The 26,014-nt window shown below is 46.2% G+C and carries 21 protein-coding genes; 15 read left to right on the top strand and 6 right to left on the bottom strand.

What is annotated here, in order from left to right; translation table 11 throughout:
• The first annotated feature begins 11 nt into the window (after window positions 1-11).
• The 5 genes from hutI to KIT90_RS04365 all read left to right on the top strand — a co-directional run bounded on the left by hutI (window position 12) and on the right by KIT90_RS04365 (window position 6,575).
• Window positions 12-1,262, top strand: a complete 1,251-nt coding sequence (gene hutI, locus KIT90_RS04385) for an imidazolonepropionase (RefSeq protein WP_285375561.1) — start codon at window positions 12-14, stop codon at window positions 1,260-1,262.
• A gap of 1 nt (window position 1,263) precedes the next feature.
• Window positions 1,264-2,277 (top strand): formimidoylglutamase, encoded by a 1,014-nt coding sequence (hutG, locus tag KIT90_RS04380; RefSeq protein ID WP_285375560.1) that lies wholly within the window; start codon window positions 1,264-1,266, stop codon window positions 2,275-2,277.
• Between the two features lie 69 nt (window positions 2,278-2,346).
• Window positions 2,347-4,044, top strand: coding sequence for a urocanate hydratase (gene hutU / locus KIT90_RS04375; RefSeq protein ID WP_285375558.1), 1,698 nt, complete (start codon window positions 2,347-2,349; stop codon window positions 4,042-4,044).
• Between the two features lie 11 nt (window positions 4,045-4,055).
• A complete protein-coding gene (gene hutH / locus KIT90_RS04370) occupies window positions 4,056-5,591 on the top strand; it encodes a histidine ammonia-lyase (RefSeq protein WP_033006955.1) in 1,536 nt (511 codons plus the stop codon).
• 258 nt (window positions 5,592-5,849) lie between these two features.
• Entirely contained in the window at window positions 5,850-6,575 is a 726-nt protein-coding gene (locus KIT90_RS04365) for a DUF3581 domain-containing protein (RefSeq protein ID WP_009705868.1), read from the top strand.
• Between the two features lie 116 nt (window positions 6,576-6,691).
• Here the strand turns inward: KIT90_RS04365 and KIT90_RS04360 are convergent, their stop codons facing one another.
• Window positions 6,692-7,153, bottom strand: coding sequence for an isoprenylcysteine carboxylmethyltransferase family protein (locus tag KIT90_RS04360; protein ID WP_285375557.1), 462 nt, complete (start codon window positions 7,151-7,153; stop codon window positions 6,692-6,694).
• 92 nt (window positions 7,154-7,245) lie between these two features.
• Window positions 7,246-10,281 (bottom strand): FAD-binding and (Fe-S)-binding domain-containing protein, encoded by a 3,036-nt coding sequence (locus tag KIT90_RS04355; RefSeq protein WP_285375554.1) that lies wholly within the window; start codon window positions 10,279-10,281, stop codon window positions 7,246-7,248.
• A gap of 257 nt (window positions 10,282-10,538) precedes the next feature.
• Here KIT90_RS04355 and KIT90_RS04350 point away from each other — a divergent pair, with 257 nt between their 5' ends.
• From KIT90_RS04350 to KIT90_RS04315, 8 genes are all read left to right on the top strand, one after another.
• Window positions 10,539-11,222: a DUF3334 family protein gene (locus KIT90_RS04350; protein ID WP_009705865.1), complete on the top strand. Its 684-nt coding sequence runs from the start codon at window positions 10,539-10,541 to the stop codon at window positions 11,220-11,222.
• Window positions 11,223-11,375: 153 nt separating this feature from the next.
• Window positions 11,376-12,071 (top strand): DUF2786 domain-containing protein, encoded by a 696-nt coding sequence (locus KIT90_RS04345; RefSeq protein ID WP_005443269.1) that lies wholly within the window; start codon window positions 11,376-11,378, stop codon window positions 12,069-12,071.
• Between the two features lie 165 nt (window positions 12,072-12,236).
• Window positions 12,237-12,896, top strand: a complete 660-nt coding sequence (locus KIT90_RS04340) for an OmpA family protein (RefSeq protein ID WP_005443271.1) — start codon at window positions 12,237-12,239, stop codon at window positions 12,894-12,896.
• A gap of 76 nt (window positions 12,897-12,972) precedes the next feature.
• Window positions 12,973-13,953 carry a J domain-containing protein gene (locus KIT90_RS04335; protein WP_285375552.1) on the top strand — a complete coding sequence of 327 codons (981 nt, stop codon included), beginning with the start codon at window positions 12,973-12,975 and terminating at the stop codon, window positions 13,951-13,953.
• 177 nt (window positions 13,954-14,130) lie between these two features.
• Entirely contained in the window at window positions 14,131-14,316 is a 186-nt protein-coding gene (locus KIT90_RS04330) for a hypothetical protein (RefSeq protein ID WP_009705862.1), read from the top strand.
• Window positions 14,317-14,595: 279 nt separating this feature from the next.
• Complete coding sequence (locus tag KIT90_RS04325; RefSeq protein ID WP_039841096.1) at window positions 14,596-14,883, top strand: hypothetical protein; 288 nt, start codon at window positions 14,596-14,598, stop codon at window positions 14,881-14,883.
• Window positions 14,884-15,340: 457 nt separating this feature from the next.
• Window positions 15,341-15,733, top strand: coding sequence for a SulA-like leucine-rich domain-containing protein (locus tag KIT90_RS04320; protein ID WP_005443276.1), 393 nt, complete (start codon window positions 15,341-15,343; stop codon window positions 15,731-15,733).
• A gap of 204 nt (window positions 15,734-15,937) precedes the next feature.
• On the top strand, window positions 15,938-17,041 hold the full coding sequence (locus KIT90_RS04315) for a phosphoribosylaminoimidazolesuccinocarboxamide synthase (RefSeq protein ID WP_078607375.1): 1,104 nt from the start codon (window positions 15,938-15,940) through the stop codon (window positions 17,039-17,041).
• Between the two features lie 105 nt (window positions 17,042-17,146).
• On the opposite strand, the gene KIT90_RS04310 is transcribed toward KIT90_RS04315, so the two are convergent.
• The 4 genes from KIT90_RS04310 to KIT90_RS04295 all read right to left on the bottom strand — a co-directional run bounded on the left by KIT90_RS04310 (window position 17,147) and on the right by KIT90_RS04295 (window position 22,962).
• Entirely contained in the window at window positions 17,147-18,823 is a 1,677-nt protein-coding gene (locus KIT90_RS04310; RefSeq protein WP_285375550.1) for an alkaline phosphatase, read from the bottom strand.
• 293 nt (window positions 18,824-19,116) lie between these two features.
• Entirely contained in the window at window positions 19,117-19,494 is a 378-nt protein-coding gene (locus KIT90_RS04305; RefSeq protein WP_005443279.1) for a hypothetical protein, read from the bottom strand.
• Between the two features lie 235 nt (window positions 19,495-19,729).
• Complete coding sequence (locus tag KIT90_RS04300; RefSeq protein WP_005443280.1) at window positions 19,730-20,488, bottom strand: phospholipase A; 759 nt, start codon at window positions 20,486-20,488, stop codon at window positions 19,730-19,732.
• Between the two features lie 119 nt (window positions 20,489-20,607).
• On the bottom strand, window positions 20,608-22,962 hold the full coding sequence (locus tag KIT90_RS04295) for a helicase-related protein (protein WP_285375540.1): 2,355 nt from the start codon (window positions 22,960-22,962) through the stop codon (window positions 20,608-20,610).
• 237 nt (window positions 22,963-23,199) lie between these two features.
• Here KIT90_RS04295 and KIT90_RS04290 point away from each other — a divergent pair, with 237 nt between their 5' ends.
• Together KIT90_RS04290 and KIT90_RS04285 are read left to right on the top strand one after the other, a co-directional pair.
• A complete protein-coding gene (locus KIT90_RS04290; protein WP_009705856.1) occupies window positions 23,200-24,888 on the top strand; it encodes an NAD-dependent malic enzyme in 1,689 nt (562 codons plus the stop codon).
• Between the two features lie 166 nt (window positions 24,889-25,054).
• A complete protein-coding gene (locus KIT90_RS04285; RefSeq protein ID WP_005443283.1) occupies window positions 25,055-25,801 on the top strand; it encodes a vancomycin high temperature exclusion protein in 747 nt (248 codons plus the stop codon).
• Window positions 25,802-26,014 lie beyond the last annotated feature (213 nt).

Genomic DNA, 26,014 nt, shown 5'->3' with positions numbered 1-26,014 from the left:
GAAACATCAGAATGGATTTGCTGATTGAAAATGCACGCCTCGTCACTATGCAAGAAGGAGAACAAGGTTACCTACCTTCTCCCCTTGCTCGCGTCGGCATTCGGTCAGGAAAAATTGTTGCACTCAGCACCGCAGCAAAAGGCGAAGACAGTGCAGAAACTGAATCCATTCTGAATCCGGACCACTACGAACAAACCATTGATCTTCAAAGCAAGCTTTTGTTGCCAGGTTTGATTGATTGCCACACTCATCTTGTGTACGCCGGAAATCGAGCCAACGAGTTTGAAATGCGCCTCAATGGTGTGCCTTATGAAGAAATCGCCAAGCAAGGCGGCGGTATTCTCTCTACCGTTCATGCCACTCGTGCTGCCAGTGAAGAACAACTTATCGAGCTCGCTCTGCCACGTTTAGATGGGTTACTTGCCAGTGGCGTTACTTCTATCGAAGTTAAGTCTGGTTACGGTCTCACGCTAGATGATGAAATCAAGATGCTGCGAACAGCCAAAGCCTTAGAGCAAGAGCGCAAAGTCAAAATCACCACAACCCTACTCGCCGCTCATGCACTTCCACCAGAATTTAAAGACCGTGCTGACGATTATATCCAACACATTTGTGATGACATTATTCCCCTCGTGGCAGAAGAAAAGCTCGCCACCAGCGTAGATGTGTTTTGTGAATCGATAGGTTTTAACTTAGCGCAAACCGAGCGTGTCTTTGAAGCAGCAAAAAAACACGGTTTGCATGTCAAAGGGCATACGGAACAGCTTTCTGATTTAGGTGGCACTACGCTAACGGCAAAATACAATGGCCTTTCTGCCGATCATATTGAATATCTCGATGAGATTGGCGTACGTGCCCTTGCCAACTCTTCTACCGTGGCAACTTTGCTCCCTGGTGCATTTTACTTCTTACGTGAAACCCAATTACCACCTATCGATTTACTCAGAACACACAAGGTGCCAATGGCGATAGCGACGGATATCAACCCTGGCACGTCACCGTTCGCAGATTTAACCCTGATGATGAACATGGCTTGCACTCTGTTCCGTTTAACACCTCAAGAAGCACTGCGTGGCGTCACTCAAAACGCAACAAAAGCACTGGGTTATGGGGAATCTCGTGGCGTGATTGAAGTCGGTTATGACGCTGACTTCTCAATCTGGGATATCGAACACCCAGCAGACCTCAGTTACCAAGTCGGCGCGAAACGTCTAGTAGGTCGTATAGTCAATGGTGAATATGTCTCTCACGGAGGACTGTAACATGGCTCAATCAGATCCAAATACCGCTCCATTTCATTGGCAAGGTCGCCACGATGCAGAAGATGGAGAACTGGGTAAGCGCGTTCACCACGTGATTAAAAATATTTCTGTCGAAGAGTTACCGAGCAGAAGCGAGGGCGTCTCAATCCTTGGCTTTGCGACCGATGCAGGTGTTGCCAGAAATAAAGGCCGTATTGGTGCGAAAAAGTCACCGGATTTGATCCGTCGTGCCCTAGCCAATCTCGCTTGGCACCAAGATGCACCACTTTACGATCTCGGCACCGTCGTTTGCGAAGACGACTTACTAGAGAGCAGCCAATCGCAATGCGCAGCCACGGTTGCTCAAGCGCTCCCCCATTCACCTGTCGTGGTATTAGGAGGCGGACACGAGATCGCATGGGCGTCATTTTCTGGGTTGGCCGAATACTTCAAAACTCATCACCCAGAAAAGCAGCCGAAGATTGGCATAATCAACTTCGACGCACATTTTGACCTACGCGCTTTTGAAAGTTCGCTGGCAGATGTAAAACCGAGCTCAGGGACACCATTTAATCAAATCTATCACTTCTGCCAACACAATGATTGGAAGTTTCATTACGCTTGCATCGGTGTCAGTCGCAGCAGCAATACTAAAGCACTATTCCAGAAAGCGGACGAACTCAACGTTTGGTATGTGGAAGACAAACAGCTTTGCTACATGAACCACAGCTACCATTTAACGCAGCTACAGCACTTTATCGATGACTGCGATTATCTCTATCTAACGATTGATTTGGACGTATTCCCTGCGGCAACGGCTCCGGGTGTAAGCGCTCCAGCAGCAAGAGGGGTCAGCTACGACATCATTTCGCCGTTTCTCGACCGAATCCTACATTACAAAAACAAGCTCATGCTTGCAGACATTGCCGAGTACAACCCCACTTATGACGTCGATAGCCAAACCGCTCGATTGGCAGCCCGCCTTTGTTGGGACATCGCCAATGCCATGGCAGAGAAAAACCACAAGCCTAAATAACCAAATCCAATAACGATTAAATAGCCAAGCACAGACTTGGTGTACACGTGAAACTAAAGGAGTCTTAAAATGACACAGCGCCAAGGACAAGATCCACGACTTGATACCAGCAGAACAATTCGTGCTCCACGCGGTACCGACCTGCGCGCCAAATCTTGGCTGACGGAAGCCCCACTTCGTATGCTGATGAACAACCTCGATCCAGACGTAGCCGAGCACCCTCACTCGCTCGTTGTATACGGTGGTATTGGCCGAGCAGCACGAAATTGGGAATGCTTCGATAAGATTGTTGAAGTGTTAGAAAGACTCGACGATGACCAAACTCTTCTCGTTCAATCAGGCAAACCTGTGGGCGTTTTCCCGACTCATAAAAATGCACCACGCGTTCTGATTGCGAACTCTAACCTAGTACCACATTGGGCTAATTGGGAGCACTTCAATGAGCTCGATAAAGAAGGCCTGATGATGTACGGACAAATGACTGCAGGTAGTTGGATTTACATCGGCTCACAAGGCATTGTTCAAGGCACTTACGAAACCTTTGTCTCGGTAGCTAAAAAGCACTTTAACGGCAACGCAAAAGGTCGTTGGATTTTAACTGGCGGCCTTGGTGGTATGGGCGGAGCTCAGCCTCTAGCTGGTACAATGGCGGGGTTCTCAATGATTGCTGTTGAGTGTGACGAGTCACGTATCGATTACCGTCTGCGCACAGGCTACGTCGACAAGAAAGCTACATCGCTGGATGAAGCGCTAGCGATGATCAAAGAGTCCGACACGCCTATTTCTGTCGGTCTACTAGGTAACGCTGCAGACATCTTCCCTGAGCTTGTGGAACGTAACATCACACCAGATGTAGTAACAGACCAAACCTCTGCACACGATCCATTGAACGGCTACTTACCACAAGGTTGGAGCATGTCTCATGCGGCAGAAATGCGCTTGCAAGACGAAGCCGGTGTAGTGAAAGCGGCAAAACAATCCATGGCTGTGCAAGTTAAAGCTATGCTGGAGCTGCAAAACCGCGGCGCTGCGACACTGGATTACGGCAACAACATCCGCCAAATGGCGTTAGAAGAAGGCGTCGAAAACGCGTTTGATTTCCCAGGTTTCGTGCCGGCTTATATTCGTCCTTTATTCTGTGAAGGTATTGGTCCATTCCGTTGGGCAGCATTGTCTGGTGACCCAGAGGATATCTACAAAACCGATCAGAAAGTAAAAGAGCTGATCCCAGATAACCCTCACCTACACAACTGGCTAGACATGGCACGTGAACGCATTCAGTTCCAAGGTCTGCCTGCACGTATCTGTTGGGTGGGTCTGAAAGACCGTGAACGCCTTGGCCAAGCCTTTAATGAAATGGTGAAAAATGGTGAACTGAAAGCACCGGTTGTGATTGGTCGTGATCACTTAGACTCTGGTTCGGTAGCCAGCCCGAACCGTGAAACCGAAGGTATGATGGATGGCTCTGATGCCGTATCAGATTGGCCATTACTTAATGCCCTATTGAACACCGCAGGCGGCGCAACTTGGGTATCACTTCACCATGGTGGCGGCGTTGGTATGGGCTTCTCTCAACACTCAGGTATGGTGATTTGTTGTGACGGTAGTGATGAAGCGTCTGAGCGTATTGCTCGTGTTCTTCACAATGACCCAGCGACGGGGGTTATGCGTCATGCCGATGCGGGATATGACATCGCAAAACAATGTGCAGCTGAGCAAAAGCTGGATTTGCCAATGCTCAATGAAGAACTGAAAAAGCTGAAGTAAGGATGAAAGACATGCTCAATTTAACGCTAAAGCCAGGCCATATTAGCTTAAACGAACTGCGTCAGGTGAGCCGTTCGCCTGTCAACCTTACTCTCGATCCAGAAGCGATTCCGGCTATTGAGGAAAGCACTCAAGTTGTCGACCGAGTGATTGCAGAAGATCGCACCGTTTATGGCATCAATACGGGTTTCGGTCTACTCGCAAACACTCGTATTGCGCCGGAAGATCTAGAAACGCTGCAACGCAGTATTGTACTTTCACACGCTGCGGGCATCGGTAAATTCATGTCTGATGAAACCGTTCGTTTGATGATGGTGCTAAAAATCAACAGCCTTGCACGTGGCTTCTCAGGCTTGCGCTTGAAAGTCATCAACATGCTGATTGACCTTGTGAACGCACAAGTATATCCATGCGTGCCTCAAAAGGGCTCCGTCGGCGCGTCGGGTGACTTAGCACCGCTAGCCCACATGAGTACGGTACTTCTTGGTGAAGGCCAAGCGCGTCACAATGGTAAAGTCATTTCTGGCTTAGAAGCGCTGCAAATTGCTGGTCTAGAGCCAATCACACTGGCACCGAAAGAAGGTCTTGCACTGCTTAACGGTACTCAAGCATCAACGGCGTTTGCACTCGAAGGTTTGTTCATTGCCGAGGACCTATTCTCATCTGCGACAGTTTGTGGCGCGATGTCGGTAGAAGCAGCACTAGGCAGCCGTCGTCCGTTCGACCCTCGTATCCACCGAGTTCGTGGCCATCGCAGCCAAATGGATGCGGCGTTAGCGTATCGACACCTATTAGAAGCGACCAGTGAGATTGGTGAATCCCATACCAACTGTGAAAAGGTTCAAGACCCTTACTCCCTGCGCTGTCAGCCTCAAGTTATGGGTGCTTGTTTACAGCAAATTCGCAATGCGGCAGACATTCTACAAGTAGAAGCGAACTCGGTATCGGATAACCCGCTTGTGTTTGCAGAAGACAACGACATTATCTCTGGCGGAAACTTCCATGCTGAGCCAGTTGCTATGGCGGCGGATAACCTTGCACTTGCGATTGCAGAGATTGGTAGTTTGTCGGAGCGTCGCATGGCACTGCTTATTGATAGTGCTCTATCTAAGCTTCCTCCATTCTTGGTCGACAATGGCGGCGTAAACTCGGGCTTTATGATTGCTCAGGTGACGTCAGCAGCGCTTGCGAGTGAAAACAAAACACTGGCTCACCCTGCTTCTGTCGATAGCTTGCCTACATCTGCAAACCAAGAAGATCACGTCTCAATGGCCACGTTTGCGGCTCGTCGTTTGAAAGAAATGGGAGAGAATACGCGTGGTATTTTGGCGGTTGAATACTTATCTGCCGCGCAAGGGTTGGATTTTCGAGCGCCAAACAAATCTTCTGAGCGTATCGAAATTGCCAAACAAATGCTGCGCGAGAAAGTATCGTTCTACGATAAAGACCGCTACTTCGCGCCAGATATCGAGCAAGCCAATGCACTACTCAAGCTTGCTCTGCATAACGCATTGATGCCAGAAAGCTTACTGCCAAGCGTGCATTAATCTATTGTGCTAATGACCCTAAAGGCTCCTTCTTGGAGCCTTTATTGTATTTATACGCATCAAGTCCCTCAATAATATGGTAAATCGCGGATTTATGGCCATACTGAATAATGCATAACAAAAGCGCTCTTTTTGGTGCTTTATTCCGCTGCGTTATCGTTTCATTGTTAAGATACAGTGAAGTTTTCACTGGATGGACCATTGCTACGCAGATATTCGCATATAATCCCTGACAGTTTTGGTTACTACGTAAAAATTATGTTTCTAACACCTTATTTTTCAAACACTAATCACCAATTTCAGTTCACTCGTGAACAAGCAAGTCACTTCGCAAAACGCGTAGCTGGTGATTACAACCCTATTCACGATGAAGACAACAAGCGCTTTTGCGTTCCAGGCGATCTGCTTTTTGCAGTATTGCTGAGCAAAGAAGGCGTAAGCCAAAAGATGCGTTTCGATTTCTCTGGAATGGTGAATGATGGCGTTGCACTTCACATCGAAAATAAGTGTGAAAAAGAAAGCGCCGTGGTCGATGAGGCAGGTAAAGAATACCTACACATGTCTCGTGAAGGCGAAACAAACCAAGATCCAGCATTCATTGAGCACGTGGTGACTAACTACGTTCAATTCTCTGGCATGAACTTCCCTCACATCATGGTTCCTCTAATGGAAGAGAAACAGATGATGATCAACTGCCAACGTCCACTGGTGATTTACGAAAGCATGGAAGTTGAGTTCTGTCGTTTAGACCTGACTCACCCAGAAGTCGATTTCACAGGCGCAACGTTTGATGTGGAAGGCAAGCGTGGTGTTGTAACGTTAAACTTTGCATTCAAACAAGACGGTGAAGTCGTTGGTAAAGGCATCAAACGTATGGTGGCAAGTGGCCTTAAACCATACGACCAAGATGCAGTTGACGATTTAGTACAACGCTTTAACGAGCGTAAGGATGCCTTCTTAGCAAAGTTCGCTAAGGCAGCTTAGTCTTCGGAAGCTATGCTCCAGCAGACAAGCCCTGCCGCTCCTTTCCAAAAAAGAAATTCAATAGAAAGCCCAGCAAATATGCTGGGCTTTCTTTTTATCTGCGGTTTGTTTACTCATTAAATCCAGCGACGTACTTGGTTCTTATAATCTAGGTAATCTTCACCGAATAGTCTTTCCAAAGCGCGTTCTTCTGGCTTAATTTGGTAGCGATTCATGTACGCGACAAACAATACAGCGCACAAAATAACACTGAGATGTTGCCACCACAGACCAATAGCGATAATGACAAGCAAAAGCGCTACATACATTGGATTGCGTGTGTAAGCGAATACGCCTGTATCGACCACCAGCGAAGCCGTTTCTGGTTTCACGGGGTTTACGGTCGTCTTGGCTTTACGAAACTCGTAAACACCGGCAATGCCCACAAACCCAGCAATCAAAACAAGCCCAGCAGTAACAAACTCAACAAACGGTACGGTAATTTTCATTTCTGGCACGACGTCTTTCAGCCAGTACATCAGCAATACCATCAACAAAAATAGAACGACAGGTGGCACTTTAAGCTCAAGCTTTTTCAATCTTCATATCCTTATGAGAATAAAACGTTGTCATCGTCAGTAACGGTTCTTAAATGATAAAAAGCCCAGTTAGACTGGGCTTTCGTAAAGCATTATATCAAGGTTAGCAAAGCTTGAACTGGGTGCTTAGGTTTTACCCCTTCAAAGCGTTTGACTTGGCTTCGGCAGGAGTACCCCGTAATCAAGCAACGCTCGTTATCAAGTTTGTCCAAGTTTGGCTTCCAGCTCAGATCATAAATGTCACGCGACATCGAGAGCTTATCTACTTCATGGCCAAAGGTCCCCGCCATGCCACAGCAGCCTACAGGCACGGTGTTCAGAATCGCACCGAAGTGGGCGAAGATAGCCCCCCACTCTTTCTCTGCATTTGGTAATTTGGTTTTCTCAGTACAATGAGCGAACAGATACCAAGGTGCTTGCTCTTTAGACTCAAGAGCATCGAACTCGCCCAGTCTTGGGTGAAGCCACTCATGGGCAGTAAGCACATCAAACTGACCACGCTTGCTACCCAGCACTTCAGCATACTCGTCGCGGTAACACAGTACCAACGCAGGATCGACTCCCACCAATGGGATATCTAAGTCCGCGACCATCTCCAAGAACTTCGCGGTATCTTGCGCGGTGTTCTTAAACTGACGTAAGAAACCTTTGATGTGCTGTGCTTTGCCGTTTGGCTTAAATGGCAGAAGAACCGGGTTCATACCCAACTTCTTAACCAGTTTGATGAAATCTTCCACCACCTCTGCATCGTAGTAACTAGTGAAAGGGTCTTGAACAATCAGCACATGCTTTTGTTTGTCTTCACTTGATAAGCCACTTAGTGCTTGTAGGTCGTAAGCCGTGGTTAACGTCTCTACTCGCTCTTTCAAAGTCGGTACAGACAATAACGGAGCATCAACATAACCCACCGTCGAAGCCGTTAGACTTTGTACCCAAGATTGCTTGAGCACACCATTCACGACACTTGGCGCTTTGGCCATTAATGGCAGCATGGATTCAATGTTCGACACCAAGTAATCTTTTGCCGGGCGTTGGTAACGAGAGTGATAAATATTGAGGAAGCGAGAGCGGAAACTAGGTACATCCACTTTAATCGGACACTGACTCGCACACGCTTTACACGCCAAACAACCATTCATCGCTTCATACACTTCGTGGGAGAAGTCATACTCATGACGACGATTAATCGAATGACGCACACGGTCGATCATGGTTTTGATGGACGTTTTGCTTTCCAGCGTCTGCTTCTCTAAGTCGAGAATATCAATGCCCTGCTCAGTCAATTGTCGTAACCACTCACGAACTAAACCTGCACGCCCTTTCGGCGAATGACGGCGGTCTGCAGTGACTTTCATTGAAGGACACATAGGCGAGCTTGTGTCGTAGTTAAAGCACAAGCCGTTACCGTTACACTCCATCGCTTGCTTGAAGCTATCACGTACCTGTACGTCAATCTGACGATCGAAGTAACCGCGTTTGGTGTCGGTCACTTTCACAAGCTCTGCATCGCTATTCAGCGGCGTACAGATTTTACCTGGGTTCATTTTATTGTGTGGGTCAAAAGCGGCTTTCACGCGGCGCAATTCAGAAAAGAGTTCTTCACCAAAAAACTCTGGACCGTATTCAGAGCGGAACCCTTTACCGTGCTCACCCCACATTAAACCGCCGTATTTTGCCACCAATTTAACCACTTCATCCGAGATTTCATGCATCAAGGCTTCTTGGTGAGGATCGCACAGATCCAATGCAGGTCGAACATGGAGAACACCTGCATCTACGTGGCCAAACATGCCGTAGTTAAGTGATTTTGCGTCTAGCAACTCGCGAAACTCAACGATAAAGTCCGCTAAGTTTTCTGGCGGAACACAAGTGTCCTCAGCAAAAGCGACTGGTTTCGCCCGCCCTTTCGCAGCACCCAATAGCCCCACGGCTTTTTTACGCATGTTGTAGATACGGCCAATACTCGCCACATCACTGCAGACTTGGTAGCCAATGATGCCCGCTTCTTCCGTTTCTAGCATGCTATCGAGCTTAGCCGTTAGGAACGCGACTTGAGAAGCCACTTCCTCTTCATCCTGACCTGCGTACTCGACCATGTTGATGCCAAGCATCTCTTTATCAGGTACGTCGGTAATCAAGTCACTGACGGTGTGCCAAACAATGTCTTGCTTCGCCAAGTTCAGAACTTTTGAATCCACTGTCTCAACGGACAACGCTTTTGCTTCCACCATAAATGGCGCGTTGCGCAGAGCCGAATCAAAACTGTTGTATTTAACGTTAACCAGAGTACGCGCTTTAGGAATGCGGGTTAGGTTGAGCTTCGCTTCGGTGATAAACGCCAATGAGCCCTCAGCGCCGCACAAAACACGAGTGATATCGAAGCTGTCTGCCTCTTCATCAAATGCGTTTTTAAGGTCATAGCCAGTTAAGAAGCGGTTTAACGGTGGAAACTTATCGTTAATTTGCTGGCGCTTGTCACGGCATACCGACTCCGTCACACGCATTGCCGTATCGGCAAACTCCCCCTCGTTTGGCAAGCCATGAGAAAGGTCGGATTCCAAAATCGAACCATCAGCAAAAACCGCTTGAAGAGAAAGAACGTGGTCAGAGGTTTTGCCGTACTTAAGCGAGCCTTGGCCGGACGCATCGGTGTTGATCATCCCACCAATCGTGGCACGGTTGCTGGTCGATAAGTCTGGCGAAAAGAAATAACCATACGGACGAACAGCATCATTCAGTTGGTCTTTAACCACACCCGTCTGAACACGAACCCAGCCTTCTTCTTCATTCACTTCTAGAACTTGGTTCATGTGGCGAGACAAATCAACCACGATGCCCTTCGTTAAAGATTGACCGTTCGTACCTGTACCGCCACCACGAGGAGAAAAGGTAATACGCTCGTATTTTTCTTTGTTGCTGAGTTTACCGATGAGGGAAACGTCGTGGGTGGTTTTGGGATGAACAACAGCCTGAGGAAGTTGCTGGTAAACACTGTTGTCGGTGGCTACCGCGAGACGGCTAGAGTATTGGCTTTCGATATCGCCAGTGAACCCAGAGTGCTCAAGCTCTGTGAGAAAACTAAGAACAAGAGGATCGACATCCGTTTGCGAGTGTAATCTTGGTAACATTTGCTTCCTGCCCCTACTGCGCTGATCCAATCAGCTGCGGGTTATCTAATTTTTAATCATTCTCACCATCAACGACCAAAACCACTGGCGAGTTAGAGGTATGAATGAGGTTGTTTTCTTTGAATTACGTCACTTTACAACATTTAAAAAGGCGTTCAAATCAGAATCTCAATACAAGAATTAAACTTATGCTTTATTTTATAACGCTTGATGCCTTACATTGAAAAAGAAATAGCCTTTCAATATGAGCTTTCAGGATGAAAAAAAATAAAGTTGTAACCACTGAAGATATCCTTCTAAAACTTTGCCAGTCGGTTTCTGGCGTACTTACTTCAGCAACCTCTTCTCAAGTTAACTACTCTGCAATGGTGCAAAAGATCAACAAAACCAGCCTCAAGCCGGATTTTGGTTGTTTTGTATTGTTTGATGGGGGCTTCACTGGCCTTGTTGTGATTAACTTTACAGCAAAAGCGGCCTTAGAGATTTACACCAACTACATGCGTAATATGGGCATGCCTGAGGAAGAGTTAGCGATCTCACACACTTCAGATGAAGTGGGCGATGTGCTTGGTGAGCTTATGAACCAATTGGTTGGCGACTTCACGAATAAGATTCGTAAAGAGCTTCAGACCAACATCACGCAGAACCAACCAAAAATGCTTTCGCTCAACAAACAGGTGATCCTGCAAGTTGATACCAATCTAGACCGTCCTCAAGCGCGCCGAGTCACCTTCTCTACAGAGAACAATAATATCTTCTACCTAGAACTTGCGATGGACAAGACCGAGTTTATCCAACTTGAAGAGTTTGAAGTGGCTGAAGATGAAAGCCCGGACGATATTTTAGAAGCCACTCGCAAAAGTATGGCTGACAAAAAAGCAGCAGAATCAGCAAGCTCAAAAAGTGATGCGGACGATCTGCTAGACCAACTTGGTCTGTAATATTGTCAAACAACGACCTTTCTCAAAGCCTCTTTCCATAAGGGGCTTTCTTTTTGCAGCACAGTTTTCCCTCTCCATCGTTATTCCGTTTTTCCATCAAAAAAGGTAATATATCCGACTTCCTAAATTTTCAGTTCCCGGTACTGGTCGTCGATGGATAAACAAAAAGCTCTGAAAAAAATCGCCAAGTGTTTAGAACTGGGCAACTCCGCCAACGTTAATGAAGCGGCGAACGCTATCAAGATGGCGCATCGTCTCATGCTGAAATATGGCTTGGATAAGGACGATATTGAGTTTATCAAGATGGGTAAGACTCAGTCTTCACACCTCTTGCCAGCAAGCATTAGCTCGACGATATTGCGCGTGATTCGCGGCATCAATACTAAGTTCGGTGTTGAGGCGGTTCTTTTGAACCATAAAGGGCTTAAACGAGTAGAGTTTATCGGTGAAGCAGACCGCGCGATTTTTGCGGCTTTTGCCTTTGATATTATCTATCGTGAGATGAACGAGAGCACCGGACAGTTCCGCAATAGTTTCGCGGGTTCAGGCACTTCTTCAATGGAAGTAACGCGTCGTGTTAACTCGTTTGTTTCTGGTTGGGTAGAGGGCGCGCTCGAAAAGCTACCTGTGATCTCACCAGACGAAGAATCCGCAAACAAAATCAATAACTACATTGATAAAGAATTTAAGAACATCGACCGCGAGACGTTCAAGAAACAGCTCAAGGAAGCGATGAAGAACATCACTGCAGATTATGAAGTTGGCTTGAAAAAAGGCCGCAAAGTTTCCGTCAACCGAGGTGTTGGCGGAGAGCAGGCGAGAAAAATGTTGGATAACCCTTCTAAATAACTCTGGAACTGATTACAACATCGCCAACTATAAGAAAAAGCTTACAAAGCTTCTATCAATCTGACGTTCGCATAACAAATATCTATACCTTCTATTCCATAATTCACATCCCATTATGAGGCGCACTTGCGCCTCGGCTTATACGGAGATTTTCCCTTGAAAAAGATGTCTATTGCACTTGCGCTAGTGCTGGCTCTTACTGGCTGTCAAGCAACACAACGCCAAAACGCAACTACAGGTGAATACGAAACTAACTCAACTACGCAAGGTGCGCTTATCGGTGCGATTGCGGGTGCAGCAATTGGTCTTGCGACTGGTGACGACGCTAAAGAACGTCGTAAACACGCATTGATTGGTGCAGCAGCTGGTGGTGCTACAGGCGCTGGTGTTGGTTACTACTTCGACCAACAAGAAGCGGAACTGCGTCGTGCTCTATTAAACTCTGGCGTACAAGTTGAACGTGTTGGCGAAAACCAACTGCTTCTTCGCATGGAAAACGGCATTGGCTTCTCTTCAAGCTCTTACCAACTAGACGCAAGCATCCACAACACACTACGTGGTGTGGCTCGTATCCTAGTTGAATACCCAGACACAAGCCTTGTGATCGATGGTTACACAGACAGCACAGGTAGCGATTCTTACAACCAAACGCTATCAGAGCGTCGTGCTGAGTCAGTACGTCAATACCTAGTATCACAAAACGTTGCACCAGGTCGCGCTATCGCACGTGGCTACGGTGAGCGTAACCCAATTTGCTCAAACCAAACTTCTGAAGGTCGTGCTTGCAACCGTCGTGTTGAAATCCAGATCTTGCCACTGAAGTAATTTGGTTGCACCATATCGGTAATAACAATTATTACCGGAGCAGGTCTAGCGTCGTTCGCTAGACCTGACATACCCAATGTCTTTCAGAACCACTGCCCTCACCTTTGCTTTAAGTGCCTGCCTTACAAGCACTGCATTTGCTTCTCAGAACCCGACACAACCTGAAGCCCAATTCGACCTTGCGCAGCAACTGGCATTGAAACCCAATCCAGAATCACCGACTGACGCACGTTATTGGCTGGAACAAGCGGCACATCAAGGTTACTTACCTGCTCAAAAACAATTAGCAGAAGATTACGCTCGTGGTTTAACTGGCAACACGGATTTCACCCAAGCGATTTATTGGTTCACTTCTGTTGCGTTAAACGATCCTACCGACCGTGGCTTTTTGTTGGCCGACTTTGTCCAACACCATCAAGCGGAAGTATCGAACTCTGATCTTGTCGAAGCTTGGTATCAATTGTCTGCACTTAAGAACCCTCAGGCAGAAGAAGCCTATAACCAGTTTTTGGAAGATCGCTTCAATCAACTCAGGGCCAAACAAGTTTCTGAGATTGTAGAGTTGGATAAGCAAGCTACAGACGAAGAACAGAAAGAGACCATTGAAATTCAACAAGCGAAGAAAGCTGAAAACTCCAGCGTTTGGTATGCCTCTGGCGCTCTAGGCTTTGCTCTACTTCTTGGTGGCGGAGCATTCGGTTACCGCAGGCACACACAAAAGGCCAAAGCCACTGCAGCAAATGAAGTGCCCCGCTCTCTGCAATTAGAGACACAAGTGAAAGAACTTCAGTTCGCCAATAAACAACTTAAGCGCCAACTCGAAAAAGTATTTAAAGAGTTCAAGAAGATAAAAGGTCAATCTGAGAACCAAAAACTTCTCGTCGCTTGTGCAATGTTTGGCTATACCCCGCAAACTATTCCAGACAGTAAAGCAGTGAAGTTGCGCTACAGACAATTATCTAAACTCTACCATCCTGATTCCAGGGGAAGTGAAGAAGAGATGAAGCGTTTAAATCAGGCGTTTAAAACCATTTCACAAAATGTTACAAAAGAGTAAAACTTAGCCACACACCTTTATCTCGCGAGCTTTTCATCCTAGAAAATAAAGGCTCGCAATCGATCTCCCTCTCAAACAAATTAACAGACATTTAACTTGACCATCTTTTATATGCCATAATGCTGGGCGAAAAATAACACCTAGCGACTCAAATTTATGTAGGTGGGGAGAAAATCAATGTTCACTGAAGAAGGCACCTGTGACTGGTGTAAAAAACCTAGCTTTGTAACTCGTCATGATTACGTAGATGGTAAATACCATCGTTCATGCAGCTCTTGCTACGACATCGCGAAAATCGATGTCCGCCTATTCAACCAAGGCGAATTGCAAATGCGCGAGCGTTTGGAACAACGAGCAAGCTAAATAGAACAAATCAACGGAACTGATTTTCAAGGGCGCCTTATCACAAGGCGCTTTTTTGATCCTTCATTAAAACGTGAAGCCCCCACAACCAAAACACTCCGCAATCACATTCTCTAGTCCTCTGGTGGTTCTCACACTCTCAAATCGGCTATTAATTGACCTATTAAAAACAGTGTCACTTATTTCATAGTGATGTCGATGGTTTTCCCTGTCAGCGGGTCAAACCTACGATACATCTGGAGTATAGTTTTGTCGCTCAAACAAAAAACAGGTGACCATATGTACACAGATGAAGCGGAAGCAATTATTGCTAGCCAGCCTCCTGAAGCCGTTGCAACTGGCGAGTTGATGGTTTTGAAAAATACAATTAAAAGAAAAGTCTCTGGCCCTAACAAAAGTCGATTATTGCGATTAGCAAACTCCGACCTTGGCAGTTTATGCTCCCGTGCCAATTCAGGTAACATCGAACAAATTCGCACCATGTTTCAAACTATGGTTCAGCTTGTAAGAGCTGGCAACATCGGCCAATTTGAAACAGAAATCGCGCGTGCAAAAACCGAATTCTAACCATTATTAAACATCGATCCTTGTATTTTCAGGCTGCGTATTCGCAGCCTGCTTTTTATCGTTGTCTGTAAAAGCAAAGCGCTTTCTTGAACGTTCAGCCTCTGCCTTTCTTTTTTCTCTTCCTTTCTTCTCCCTCAAAAGCACTAACACTACTGTGTGCCATCACGAAAAAGCACTGTATAAACCGGTTAAAGCCACTGTATAGCTAAGCCGAAATTACTGTATATACAGTAGTAATCACCGGTATATACAGCTCCGGAATGCAGGTAACTTCACATTTCACCATGTTTATCAAACATATCAAAATCCAAACTTTACATTTTAATTTCAATAACTTAGACAAAAACCAAGTCATAAGTACGGGAAAGTTTTTCAACTCCATTCATAAAAATCGGTTGATCAGGTATCAAAAACAAACTACTGTATACACATACAGCATGTATAAAGGAACAGTAAGATGCAGTTACAAACTCAATCTCATACATACTCTCGCTACAACGTATTGGCACAAGCAACACAACCTATGGATGTGTCTGACCAACTTCTTTCTAAGTTGGCAGTATTGTCTCAACAACAGCAATGGATTCTGTTTACCGCTGAGTGCCCTCGTCCTGATTTTGAGCAACTTGCTGCTTCCAACATTCGCTGTCAAAACATCATTCAGATGAAGCCGTCTCAACAGCTTTCTGAAGTGGAAATCGTGATTAAAGCTATTCAGTCTGGTAACGCTAGCGCTGTCGTCGCATCGAACAAGATTGCCCTAATGAATCAATCAATGCTTCGCGATATTGCTCAACGTTATCAGTGTGAAGTCTTTTTCGTCGAAGGCAGAGTGAACAAGTACCACTAACAAGATCGACGTTATCCATCCTGCATCTCGCCTCCTTTTAAGGGGGCTTTTTTTGTGCTTTAACAAATTAAGGCAAACGTTTGCTTTTTCTCTGGCGAGTTAAAATAGTTCTGGTATGATGCCCTCATTCGATTTATTCAGCGTGTTCTTTTCGCTGGATATCTTCTCTTTATGACGTTTGATTAAGATGATAGGAATGTCGCAATGAGCCTTGCTAATCAAGTACTTGCCGTCAATGACGACCTGCCAATTCGCACCCACAAGCCTGTTCACAGCGGAAAAGTTCGCTCTGTTTACTGGTTAACTGAAGAAGACAGCGCACGACTGATCAAAGAAAAAGGATATGATGTCGCTCCTGATGCCCCGCTGGCCATCATGGTGATCAGTGACCGTATCTCTGCATTCGATTGTATCTGGCACGGCGAAGGTGGACTCAAAGGCGTTCCGGGTAAAGGCGCTGCACTCAACGCGATCTCTAACCACTGGTTCAAATTGTTCAAAGACAACGGCCTTGCTGATAGTCATATCTTGGACATCCCTCACCCATTCGTTTGGATCGTACAAAAAGCGAAGCCCGTTAAGATTGAAGCAATCTGCCGTAAGTACATCACCGGTTCTATGTGGCGTGCCTACGCAAATGGCGAGCGTGAATTCTGTGGCATTCAACTTCCAGAAGGTCTTGAGAAAGATAAAGCGCTACCTGAATTGCTAATGACACCTTCAACCAAAGGTATCTTGAAAGGTATTCCAGGCGTTCCTGAGGCGGATGACGTGAACATCACTCGCCAAAACATCGTGGATAACTATGAAGCTTTCAACTTCTCAAGTGCAGAAGACATTGCACAGTACGAAAAGCTATTGAAAGAAGGCTTTAACGTGATCAGCAATGCGCTTGAAGCCGTTGACCAAACGTTCGTAGATACTAAGTTTGAATTTGGTTACGTGCACGACGCTGCCGGTAACGAAAAGCTAATTTACATGGATGAAGTCGGTACGCCTGATTCGTCACGTATTTGGGATACGAAAGAATACCAAGCAGGTAACATCGTTGAGAACTCGAAAGAAGGTTTCCGTCAGTTCTTGCTAAACCACTTCCCTGATCCTGATATTCTGCTTAACAAAGAACGCATGCCAGAGCGTGAAGCCCTTGCTCGTGATAACGACCTGCCAGTGGAGTCTTTGATGGATATCTCTCGCACGTATATCGGCATTGCAGAAAAAATTACAGGGCAACCAATCAAGTTGAGCGATAATCCAAAAGCAGAGATCATCGAAATCTTGAGCAAAGAATACGGTCTAATCGACTAAAGCCAGCTTCTATGCTGAATTACTAGATTAACCAACAAGAAAGTCCGCCACGTGCGGACTTTCTTATTTCAAGCACGGTCGTTTAGAACGTAATCGTTAGCTGCCCTACTCGATATCGAGCGTCAGACCATCCGTTGTGGATGCCGACTTGGTTGTCACTTGATAGTTTTTGTCTTTAATGCTGGAAAGCATGTACCACGTTGATTGTGCTTTCTCTGGCGTAAAGGTCACGCGCATGAAACCGCGTTGCTTAATGTCCGTCCATTGCAGTTCAGACACCAAGTTCGGTAATGAGTATTCCATCTGAGCAATCGCAACCGGCTCCAACGCTAAATATTCTTCCAAGCCCGGCGAACTGACCGAACTTGTCGCGAACTCAACGCCAATAGGATTGTTCGACACATCCTTCAACTCACTAGTCCATGCATTATGTGTATCGCCCGCCAAACACACAAAGTTGCCAGAGCTCGCTTTAGCAATTTCATAAACGCGCTCACGTTCGACGTAATAACCATCCCAAGCATCGAGGTTATACGGCAGCTTAATCATGTCCGAACTTGGATCGGCAAGATAACCTGCGATTGCATTGTTCACTGCCAATAATGCGTCCACCTTCTGATCATCGCTTGCGGTAAAGAGCTGGAACATCGCCAACATGACCGAACTCGGAAGCTCCATACGTGACATCAGCACTTGCTGTCCAAGCACATTCCACTTTGCATTTTGGCTATTAAACGCATTCATCAACCAAGCTAATTGCTCTGTGCCAAGCAGTTCTCTTTCAGTACTTCGTGACTGAGCGACTAGGCTACCAATTGCTTCCATTGTTGGTTCGGTTAGGGAGAAATAATCCAAAGGCTGGTCGCGGCCTACCAATCGAGTGTCGAGCATCATTAGATTGATTAAGTCACCAAAGGCAAACTGACGATAAATCAGCATGTTTGAGAAGGTGTTTTCTCGCACAGGGAGCCATTCAGTCCAAGCTGCTGCTGCCGCGGCGCGTCTGTCATTAAAGCTGCCTTCATTGTCTTGATGGTTTTCCGCTCCCTCTTTCCATGCATCATTAGCTAACTCGTGGTCATCCCAAACCGCGATCATTGGTAGCGCCGCATGTAGAGCTTGCAGGTCTTCATCTTGGCGATATTGAGCATAGCGCTTTCGATAATCATCTAAACTAATACACTCTGTGCCTTTGCTCGGCTCACGACCTAGCGCAGCTGCATCTTCGCTCGCATAACCACCAGCGCCGTATTCATAAATGTAATCACCGAGATGCAAAACCACATCGAACGCTTCCTTTTGATGCTGAACAAGAATCTCTTTGTATACGTTGAAATACCCCGCCGGATAATTTGCGCAAGACACGACTGCCATAGATGCTTTGCTCACGCTGCCTTCCGGTAAGGTCTGTGTCATACCAACGATGCTCGTATTCTCTCCCACCATGAATCGGTAGTAGTACTGGGAGCTTGGATTAAGGTTTTGCACATCGACCTTAACCGTAAAATCGTGACTGGTATCTGTGGTAAAAGTGCCACTTTGCTCGATGCTAGAAAAATCTTCCGTTGCAGACACCTGCCAAGAGACATCGACATAACTCGCCTGCGTAGTCACGCGTGTCCAGATTATCACTTGAGTTTGAGTTGGGTCACCACTGGCGACGCCATGCTCGAATGAGGCAGCATTAACGGTATTGTTATCCTCACTCCCACAAGCGGTCAGCGTGGTAGCAACGGCTCCTGAAGAGACGACTTTTATAAAGTCTCTGCGAGACAATGACATAGTAACTTCCTTTGTTATTGTGTTTTTATCGATGCGCGTTTTCCTGCGCTGAGTAACGAGCCAATTTAGGCATTGGGGTCGTTTGGCTAATTACTCTAAAAAACATTAAGTTAGAAGCTAGTTATGACAATTGCATTTCTTGATGTTAATTTTTTGTTACCTTAAGTGTAAATACTCTATATTCATCACAGTTCCAACAAATTGAAAACTAATTTATAGAATCAATAGAACAAACATAAAAAAAGCGACCGTTGCAGGTCGCTTTTGTGTTTGGGGGAAATGTTCCTTGGGTGTTAGAGCTTCAAATTAAGCACATCTTGCTCTGCAGTTTCTACTTTTAGTTTACTTCGAGATTCAATGTACTCTATTTGTTTTGAGTCTAACGAATAAGGCATAACTACACGTAATTCATGGATCCCTTCGTGTTTTGCTAGCTTCACCAACATCACTAGATTGGATTCATCGCTCTGACGAGAAGACATCGATTTTAAGGCAGCATCCCAAAGGCGATCCTCTGGTTGGCTTAACTCCGCGATGTTCTGTTTCCACATCAGGCCAAAAATGGGAGCGATGGTGGCGAATGCCTCCAAGAAGGTCCACTTCTTACTTCCCGTTGCCCCTAGGAAGCTTGTGTAGTCGAATTCAATGCATGTCTTTCCTTGTTGCTCCATCCTATGCCTCGACACTCTGAAATGAGATATACAAAATATCGTTCAATTATTTTGATATAGCAATAGGATATAAAACAATGGTCTTTTATGCCCTAATTTAACCTCAAAAGGAAATATTAAAACCAGCTTTGTAACAAATGATGTACAGCTTCGCCATATATAAGCATCCAATTGATTAATATTTTAAACGCCAAACTAAAACTAAGGGGCAACAAGGGATACAAGCAGATCGGCGTTATAAGTTAACCAACCTGATCCCAAGCCCAACACGCGTTTGTGAATGGTCGTAATCAATCAAGGTTTCACCATAGCCATGGTAGCCCTGAACATACAAACCTAAGATGTCATTGAAGTACAAGGTGTACCCCAATTCTACGCCACCTTTATCATCGGCAAAGTTATAGAAGCCTCGGGTATTAAACACACCAGCACCAGTGTAGACCTTTGCCCACAATTCATAGGGTGCATAATAGTTTTCCATGTCATCATTTTCGGTGGTGACCACCCACCAAGCGTGCGCACCGTATTCAACAGGACCAGAAAAACGCTCTGCCGCGATATACAGGCGATCCCAACTGCGAGATAGCTTACTTGATTGGCCATTTGACTCATGCTTGTACCCCACTTCTAAGTGGTTGAATAACAGCATGTTTGATTGATGTGCAAGAAACACTTGAGGTTTGTAATTGGTCTCTCTGAACGGAGAAGAAATGTCAGAGTTAGCAAGTTGCCAGAGAGACTTTTGCGTGTAAGACCCCATTAAAGCCGTACCGGAACTGAATCGGTAGAATGGGATAGAAGCCGAGATTTGAAACTTCACTTCAAACTGCTGAAGTGAGTCCATATCTGAACCGAGTTCGTTGTAGGCGTCTTGATTGATGTCTGTGGTATAGGTACCCAGAACGTAGTTGTCTTCGTATGTTGAGATGTGTGTGATGCTTTTGCCGTACGCTAGTACCGGACATAGCAATAGTGGAATCGCTTTATACTTCATCGTTTTCCTTCACGCCGCTCAACCGGAGCGGCAAATTCATTCCTTATCACCTAATAATCAGGTCATAAACTGCAAGGGAAACGGATTGAAGCAATTATCGTTCCGGCTTATAAATATCCTTATTTTACATCAAGCACACGACTGGCTTTTTTGTACTGCACTTTCCAACCAGCCCAGCGAGGTAACTCCCAACGTTTCGGGTCACCTTTTCGGCTGCCTTCGGTGTAAATGACATGAACCAGTTTGCGAGACACAAAGTATTCCACATCGAGTTTCAGTTCCGCCAAGATCAACTTTAAAGGGAACTGCTCAGCAAAGTCTTGATATTCCCAGTCTGGAATGCCTTCGAATGGGATGTCTTCAGCTTCAAACAGCTCAATATCTTCCACACTTTCTACGCCAAGCGTTTCCAGTTGCTCGACCAACCAAGTAGTGAAAGACAAACCGTCGAGTTCCGTGTTATCGATAGGCTCAGGATTTAACCCAAGCGCGTTATAGATCTTCCAATGCTGAATTTGTTGTTTTCTCAATGAAGCAAAACCCGGTAATAGCGTTTCGTCTTCAATCATCTCAACGATAGATTGGACGGCAACTTCGCCTTCAAGCGCTTGATATTCCGTACAAATGGTTCGTCCTGCATAGATCAAATGCATGGTCGCGCGAGGGGCTTCTTCCTCATAATTGGTTTCGCCTTGTTGCCACTCACCAAGCTCTAATTCGCGCAGCAGATTGAGGGATACAGGTAGCATTACGGAGGCAAGATTGAGCGTCTGTTTTACACCTCGTCCGGGTACGCTGTGGCTATCTAGCACCACAGCTGCTTCACTTTTTTCCGGAAAGCGGCTATTACGCCCAACCATCATTTCCATCAAACCATTGCCTAGCGCGTCACGACGTCGTTCTCGGCGCACAAATACAAGCTCTGGATGTAACGTGGCAATGGCTTTGGTCAATTCATCGCGTTTGTATCGCGATGCGACTTCAAGATCCGGCAATTCAAACACTTCTCGCATTTGCTTTGCTAAACCTTGCGCTTCCTCAAGCACGCTTGCGTCAACATTAACGCCAGGAAGCTGCTCCCCTCGCACCAAACGAATCATCAGCGAGGCATCGCAGCCAAATGGTTCTTCTTGAGCTAATGCTTCGGCAGACTCACCGCCTTGCAATTGGTACAACTGAGCGGGCACAGAAAGCGCTGCCGCTAAATCGATCATTGCTTCTCTTTCTGATTTGGTTTGGATGCGAGTCACTAAGTCTGCAAACAAGGCATCAATTGGTAGAGGGTAAACTTTTTTACCGTGCTCGGTGATGTCACCTTGCTCGTCTATCGCTGCCATCCCCTGCAGGGTTTGGAGTGCTGAGTTAAGTGACTTTTCAGGTACAGAATCGAGGAAGGTAAGTTCGGAAAGTCTATATCCACAACAAGCCGCAGCGAGCATTGGTTCTACCAGTTCTTCACGATGCAATTCAGGCGGCGTCACCAGTTCCAACGGTGCATGCTCACCAAACAAGCGAATACACGCCCCTTCAGCAACACGGCCTGCTCGACCCATTCGCTGCGCCGCGCTGGCTTTGGAAATGTTGGTTAACGTCAGGGCTGTCCGTCCATTTCGTTGCACGGTTCTGCGTTCCAAACCACTATCGATGACCACGCGGATGTTTGGAATGGTCAGAGAGGTTTCTGCGACGTTGGTTGCCAACACCACTTTACGTTGCTTTTGTACCGTTAACGCACGATGGCGCTCTTCATCACTCACCGATGCATGCAGTTTCACGACCATCACATCATCAATACTTTGCAGCATTTGTGCACATTGAGTGATCTCTTTTCGACCCGGTAAGAAAACGAGAATATCGCCCTCTTCATCTTCGAGTGCTTCTTTTACCGTGCGCACAACATCATTCTCACACCCTTTCTTGTTCGGCAAGTAACGACTGTCCATTGAGCGATGAGTCACGGTGACAGGGAAACAACGACCTTCTGATCGCAGGCGCTTGGCATCCAAATAGTTCGCCAGCTTTTCACCTTCTAAAGTGGCTGACGTGACAATCAGACGGTGCTGTTTTTCTTGCTTTAAAATCGCGGTAAGGAGATCAATGTCCCAGCGGCGTTCATGAAATTCGTCCACCATCACGATATCGAAGCTAGCCAGTTTGTCTTCCGCGAACCAACGCAGCGCAACACCGGGCGTCACGAACACGACTTTAGTCTTTTCATCATAGTGAGCGTGAAGCTTGATCGCGTAGCCAATCTGTTTACCTAAAGGTTGACCAGATTGCTCGGCAAGAAATTCAGCTAACGAGGTACAAGCGATTCGGCGTGGCTCAATCACCAATACTCGACCGTGATTTGCTGCCCAAAGTGGCAATCGCGTGGATTTACCTGAGCCGGTTTCGGCCTCAACCACCAAATGATGGTGATTCACGAGTTGGTCAAATTCCGCTTGTAAGCTATCGATAGGTAATTGAGACATAAAAGATAAGAACGTGATAATGGATTGCGAGGCATTATACCTGAGTGAGAAATTCCTGCTTTAGGAATCGTTTCTGGCCATTTAATGACAGTATTATTGTTTCAGTGACGATATTTTCGTCGGGAATTGGATTTTTTTGCGACATTACGTTGATGTGCATCAACGAATGTTTACAACTAAATAGTGAACCCGTTAGAATTTTGCACGCATCCTTCAACCCTACATTTAAGGCACCCAATGAACAACGACAAGCGCCCACTCTATATCCCATATGCGGGTCCGGCTCTTTTAGCGACCCCTCTTTTGAACAAGGGCAGTGCGTTCTCCGGAGAAGAACGTAGTTCATTCAACTTGGAAGGTCTTCTACCAGAGACAACTGAAACCATCCAAGAGCAAGTAGAGCGTGCGTACCAACAGTACAAAAGCTTTGAAAGTGACATGGACAAGCACATTTACCTGCGCAACATCCAAGACACGAACGAAACGCTATTCTACCGCCTAGTTCAAAACCATATTTCTGAGATGATGCCGATCATCTACACACCAACCGTTGGTGCAGCGTGTGAGAACTTCTCAAACATCTATCGTCGTGGTCGTGGTCTGTTCATCTCTTACCCGAACCGTGACCGTATCGATGACCTGCTAAACAACGCAGCAAACCACAACGTTAAAGTTATCGTAGTCACTGATGGCGAACGTATCTTGGGCTTGGGTGACCAAGGTATCGGCGGCATGGGTATTCCAATCGGTAAGCTTTCTCTGTACACAGCGTGTGGCGGTATCAGCCCAGCTTACACACTGCCAATCGTACTTGATGTGGGTACTAACAACCCGCAACGTCTTGCAGACCCAATGTACATGGGTTGGCGTCACCCTCGTATCACTGGTCCTGATTACGATGCGTTTGTTGAAGAGTTTATCCAAGCAGTACAACGCCGTTGGCCTGATGCCCTGATCCAGTTCGAAGACTTTGCACAGAAAAACGCAATGCCACTTCTAGAGCGCTACAAAGATCGCATCTGTTGTTTCAACGATGACATTCAAGGTACGGCGGCGGTTACAGTAGGTTCTCTACTGGCAGCATGTAAAGCGGCAGGCACTAAACTGTCTGATCAGCGCATTACTTTCTTGGGTGCTGGTTCTGCTGGTTGTGGTATTGCAGAAGCGATCATCGCGCAAATGGTATCGGAAGGAATCTCTGATAAGAAAGCACGTTCGCAAGTTTACATGGTTGACCGTTGGGGTCTGTTGCAAGAAGGCATGCCTAACCTTCTTGATTTCCAACAGCGCTTGGTTCAGAAGTTCGACAACACGAAGAAGTGGGAAAATGAAGGAAATGGCTTCTCACTTCTTGATGTGATGCACAATGCGAAGCCAACCGTACTGATTGGTGTATCTGGTGCCCCTGGTCTCTTCAGTGAAGAAGTGATCAAAGAGATGCACAAGCACTGCGCGCGTCCGATTGTATTCCCGCTTTCGAACCCGACAAGCCGCGTAGAAGCAACGCCAAATGACATCATTCGTTGGACAAACGGTGAAGCGCTAGTCGCGACAGGTAGCCCATTTGAGCCAGTGGTTCATGAAGGCAACACTTACCCTATCGCGCAATGTAACAACAGCTACATCTTCCCTGGTATTGGTTTAGGTGTACTTGCAGTAAACGCGAAGCGCGTAACGGACGAAATGTTGATGGAATCAAGCCGCGCATTGGCAACATGCTCACCATTAGCGATCAACGGTAACGGTGCTCTGCTTCCACCACTAGAAGAAATTCATTTGGTATCGAAGAAGATTGCATTCGCTGTTGCGAAGAAGGCGATTGAGCAAGGTGTCGCGCTAGAAATCACTGATGAAGCGCTAAATGATGCAATTGACCAAGCATTCTGGCAACCAGTTTACCGTCGTTACAAACGCACAGCATTCTAAGCTTTAAGACGTTTTGTATAATTATTAGCCCTCGCACTCCGAGGGCTTTTGTTTTTTATGCTCTTTTTTCTCATCCTAACCATATTTTGGCATAAATGGGCTTCTCTCTTTTCATTTCTATCAGATATGATGAGGGATACACATTGAAATAAGGACATCGAACGTTTTGCTGTTTTCTCGCATAAAGTCAAAGTGGAAGCTCAAGTTCTCATGGAAGCGTCTGGCTTTGGTTTTGTCGATCTCTTTACTCGGTCTTTTCGTCACAATTATTGCTATTGACCGTTGGGTCGTGCTACAAGCACAAGAAGAAATCTTTACCGACTACGAGCAAGTGCCTAAGCATGAAGTCGCAGTCGTTCTCGGCACCAGTAAATACATTGGGAAGATCCTCAATACTTACTACACCCACAGAATCAACGCCGCTATCGAACTGTACAAACAAGGAAAAGTGAAGCAGTTTTTGTTGAGTGGGGACAACGCACATCGCTCTTACAATGAACCGTGGACGATGAAACGTGATCTACTAAAAGCAGGAGTGCCAGAAGAAGTGATTCATCTGGACTATGCGGGATTCCGAACTCTGGATTCCATCGTTCGCGCTAAAAAGATATTCGCCTCTGAACGCTTCTTGATTGTCACTCAACGATTCCATTGTGAACGCGCGCTGTTTATTGCTGACGCTTACAATATTGATGCGCAGTGTTTGGCCGTAGCTGGACCAACGGCAAGTAAGCAGAAGATCAACATGCGAACACGTGAACTTATGGCTCGTGTGAAAGCGTTTTTGGACTTGTACATCATGAATACGCAACCGCGCTTCCTTGGTCCTCAAGAGCCAATCGTTGCGGTCGAAGATACAGTGGAAGAAAAGCAAGAAATCATCGAAAACGAACGTAACATTCCGGTTCATTAAGTCGACCAAAGTGTTGTTGCTTTCAACATTCTCGCTCCGCATTACACACCGATAACAATTCATTAAAAGTAAATGGGTAGCTTTCTACCCATTTCCAATTCCCAACCTCACACTTTCTTATTCTGCCGTCGATTCAGGCAAAACACCCTTTTGCATCCGAAGTAACATTTAATCAATAAATAACTACAAGTCAGTTACTTTGCCATAAAAAAC

Source organism: Vibrio sp. B172a (assembly GCF_030248355.1).
GTDB classification, from domain to species: Bacteria; Pseudomonadota; Gammaproteobacteria; order Enterobacterales; family Vibrionaceae; genus Vibrio; species Vibrio owensii.
This window is presented reverse-complemented; position numbering and strand designations above follow the sequence as displayed.

Bases quoted from the DNA above. Each gene is read 5' to 3' on its own strand.
- hutI (WP_285375561.1), top strand. From the start codon at position 12: ATGGATTTGCTGATTGAAAATGCACGCCTCGTCACTATGCAAGAAGGA.
- hutG (WP_285375560.1), top strand. From the start codon at position 1,264: ATGGCTCAATCAGATCCAAATACCGCTCCATTTCATTGGCAAGGTCGC.
- hutU (WP_285375558.1), top strand. From the start codon at position 2,347: ATGACACAGCGCCAAGGACAAGATCCACGACTTGATACCAGCAGAACA.
- hutH (WP_033006955.1), top strand. From the start codon at position 4,056: ATGCTCAATTTAACGCTAAAGCCAGGCCATATTAGCTTAAACGAACTG.
- KIT90_RS04365 (WP_009705868.1), top strand. From the start codon at position 5,850: ATGTTTCTAACACCTTATTTTTCAAACACTAATCACCAATTTCAGTTC.
- KIT90_RS04355 (WP_285375554.1), bottom strand. From the start codon at position 10,281: ATGTTACCAAGATTACACTCGCAAACGGATGTCGATCCTCTTGTTCTT.
- KIT90_RS04350 (WP_009705865.1), top strand. From the start codon at position 10,539: ATGAAAAAAAATAAAGTTGTAACCACTGAAGATATCCTTCTAAAACTT.
- KIT90_RS04345 (WP_005443269.1), top strand. From the start codon at position 11,376: ATGGATAAACAAAAAGCTCTGAAAAAAATCGCCAAGTGTTTAGAACTG.
- KIT90_RS04340 (WP_005443271.1), top strand. From the start codon at position 12,237: ATGTCTATTGCACTTGCGCTAGTGCTGGCTCTTACTGGCTGTCAAGCA.
- KIT90_RS04335 (WP_285375552.1), top strand. From the start codon at position 12,973: ATGTCTTTCAGAACCACTGCCCTCACCTTTGCTTTAAGTGCCTGCCTT.
- KIT90_RS04330 (WP_009705862.1), top strand. From the start codon at position 14,131: ATGTTCACTGAAGAAGGCACCTGTGACTGGTGTAAAAAACCTAGCTTT.
- KIT90_RS04325 (WP_039841096.1), top strand. From the start codon at position 14,596: ATGTACACAGATGAAGCGGAAGCAATTATTGCTAGCCAGCCTCCTGAA.
- KIT90_RS04320 (WP_005443276.1), top strand. From the start codon at position 15,341: ATGCAGTTACAAACTCAATCTCATACATACTCTCGCTACAACGTATTG.
- KIT90_RS04315 (WP_078607375.1), top strand. From the start codon at position 15,938: ATGAGCCTTGCTAATCAAGTACTTGCCGTCAATGACGACCTGCCAATT.
- KIT90_RS04310 (WP_285375550.1), bottom strand. From the start codon at position 18,823: ATGTCATTGTCTCGCAGAGACTTTATAAAAGTCGTCTCTTCAGGAGCC.
- KIT90_RS04305 (WP_005443279.1), bottom strand. From the start codon at position 19,494: ATGGAGCAACAAGGAAAGACATGCATTGAATTCGACTACACAAGCTTC.
- KIT90_RS04300 (WP_005443280.1), bottom strand. From the start codon at position 20,488: ATGAAGTATAAAGCGATTCCACTATTGCTATGTCCGGTACTAGCGTAC.
- KIT90_RS04295 (WP_285375540.1), bottom strand. From the start codon at position 22,962: ATGTCTCAATTACCTATCGATAGCTTACAAGCGGAATTTGACCAACTC.
- KIT90_RS04290 (WP_009705856.1), top strand. From the start codon at position 23,200: ATGAACAACGACAAGCGCCCACTCTATATCCCATATGCGGGTCCGGCT.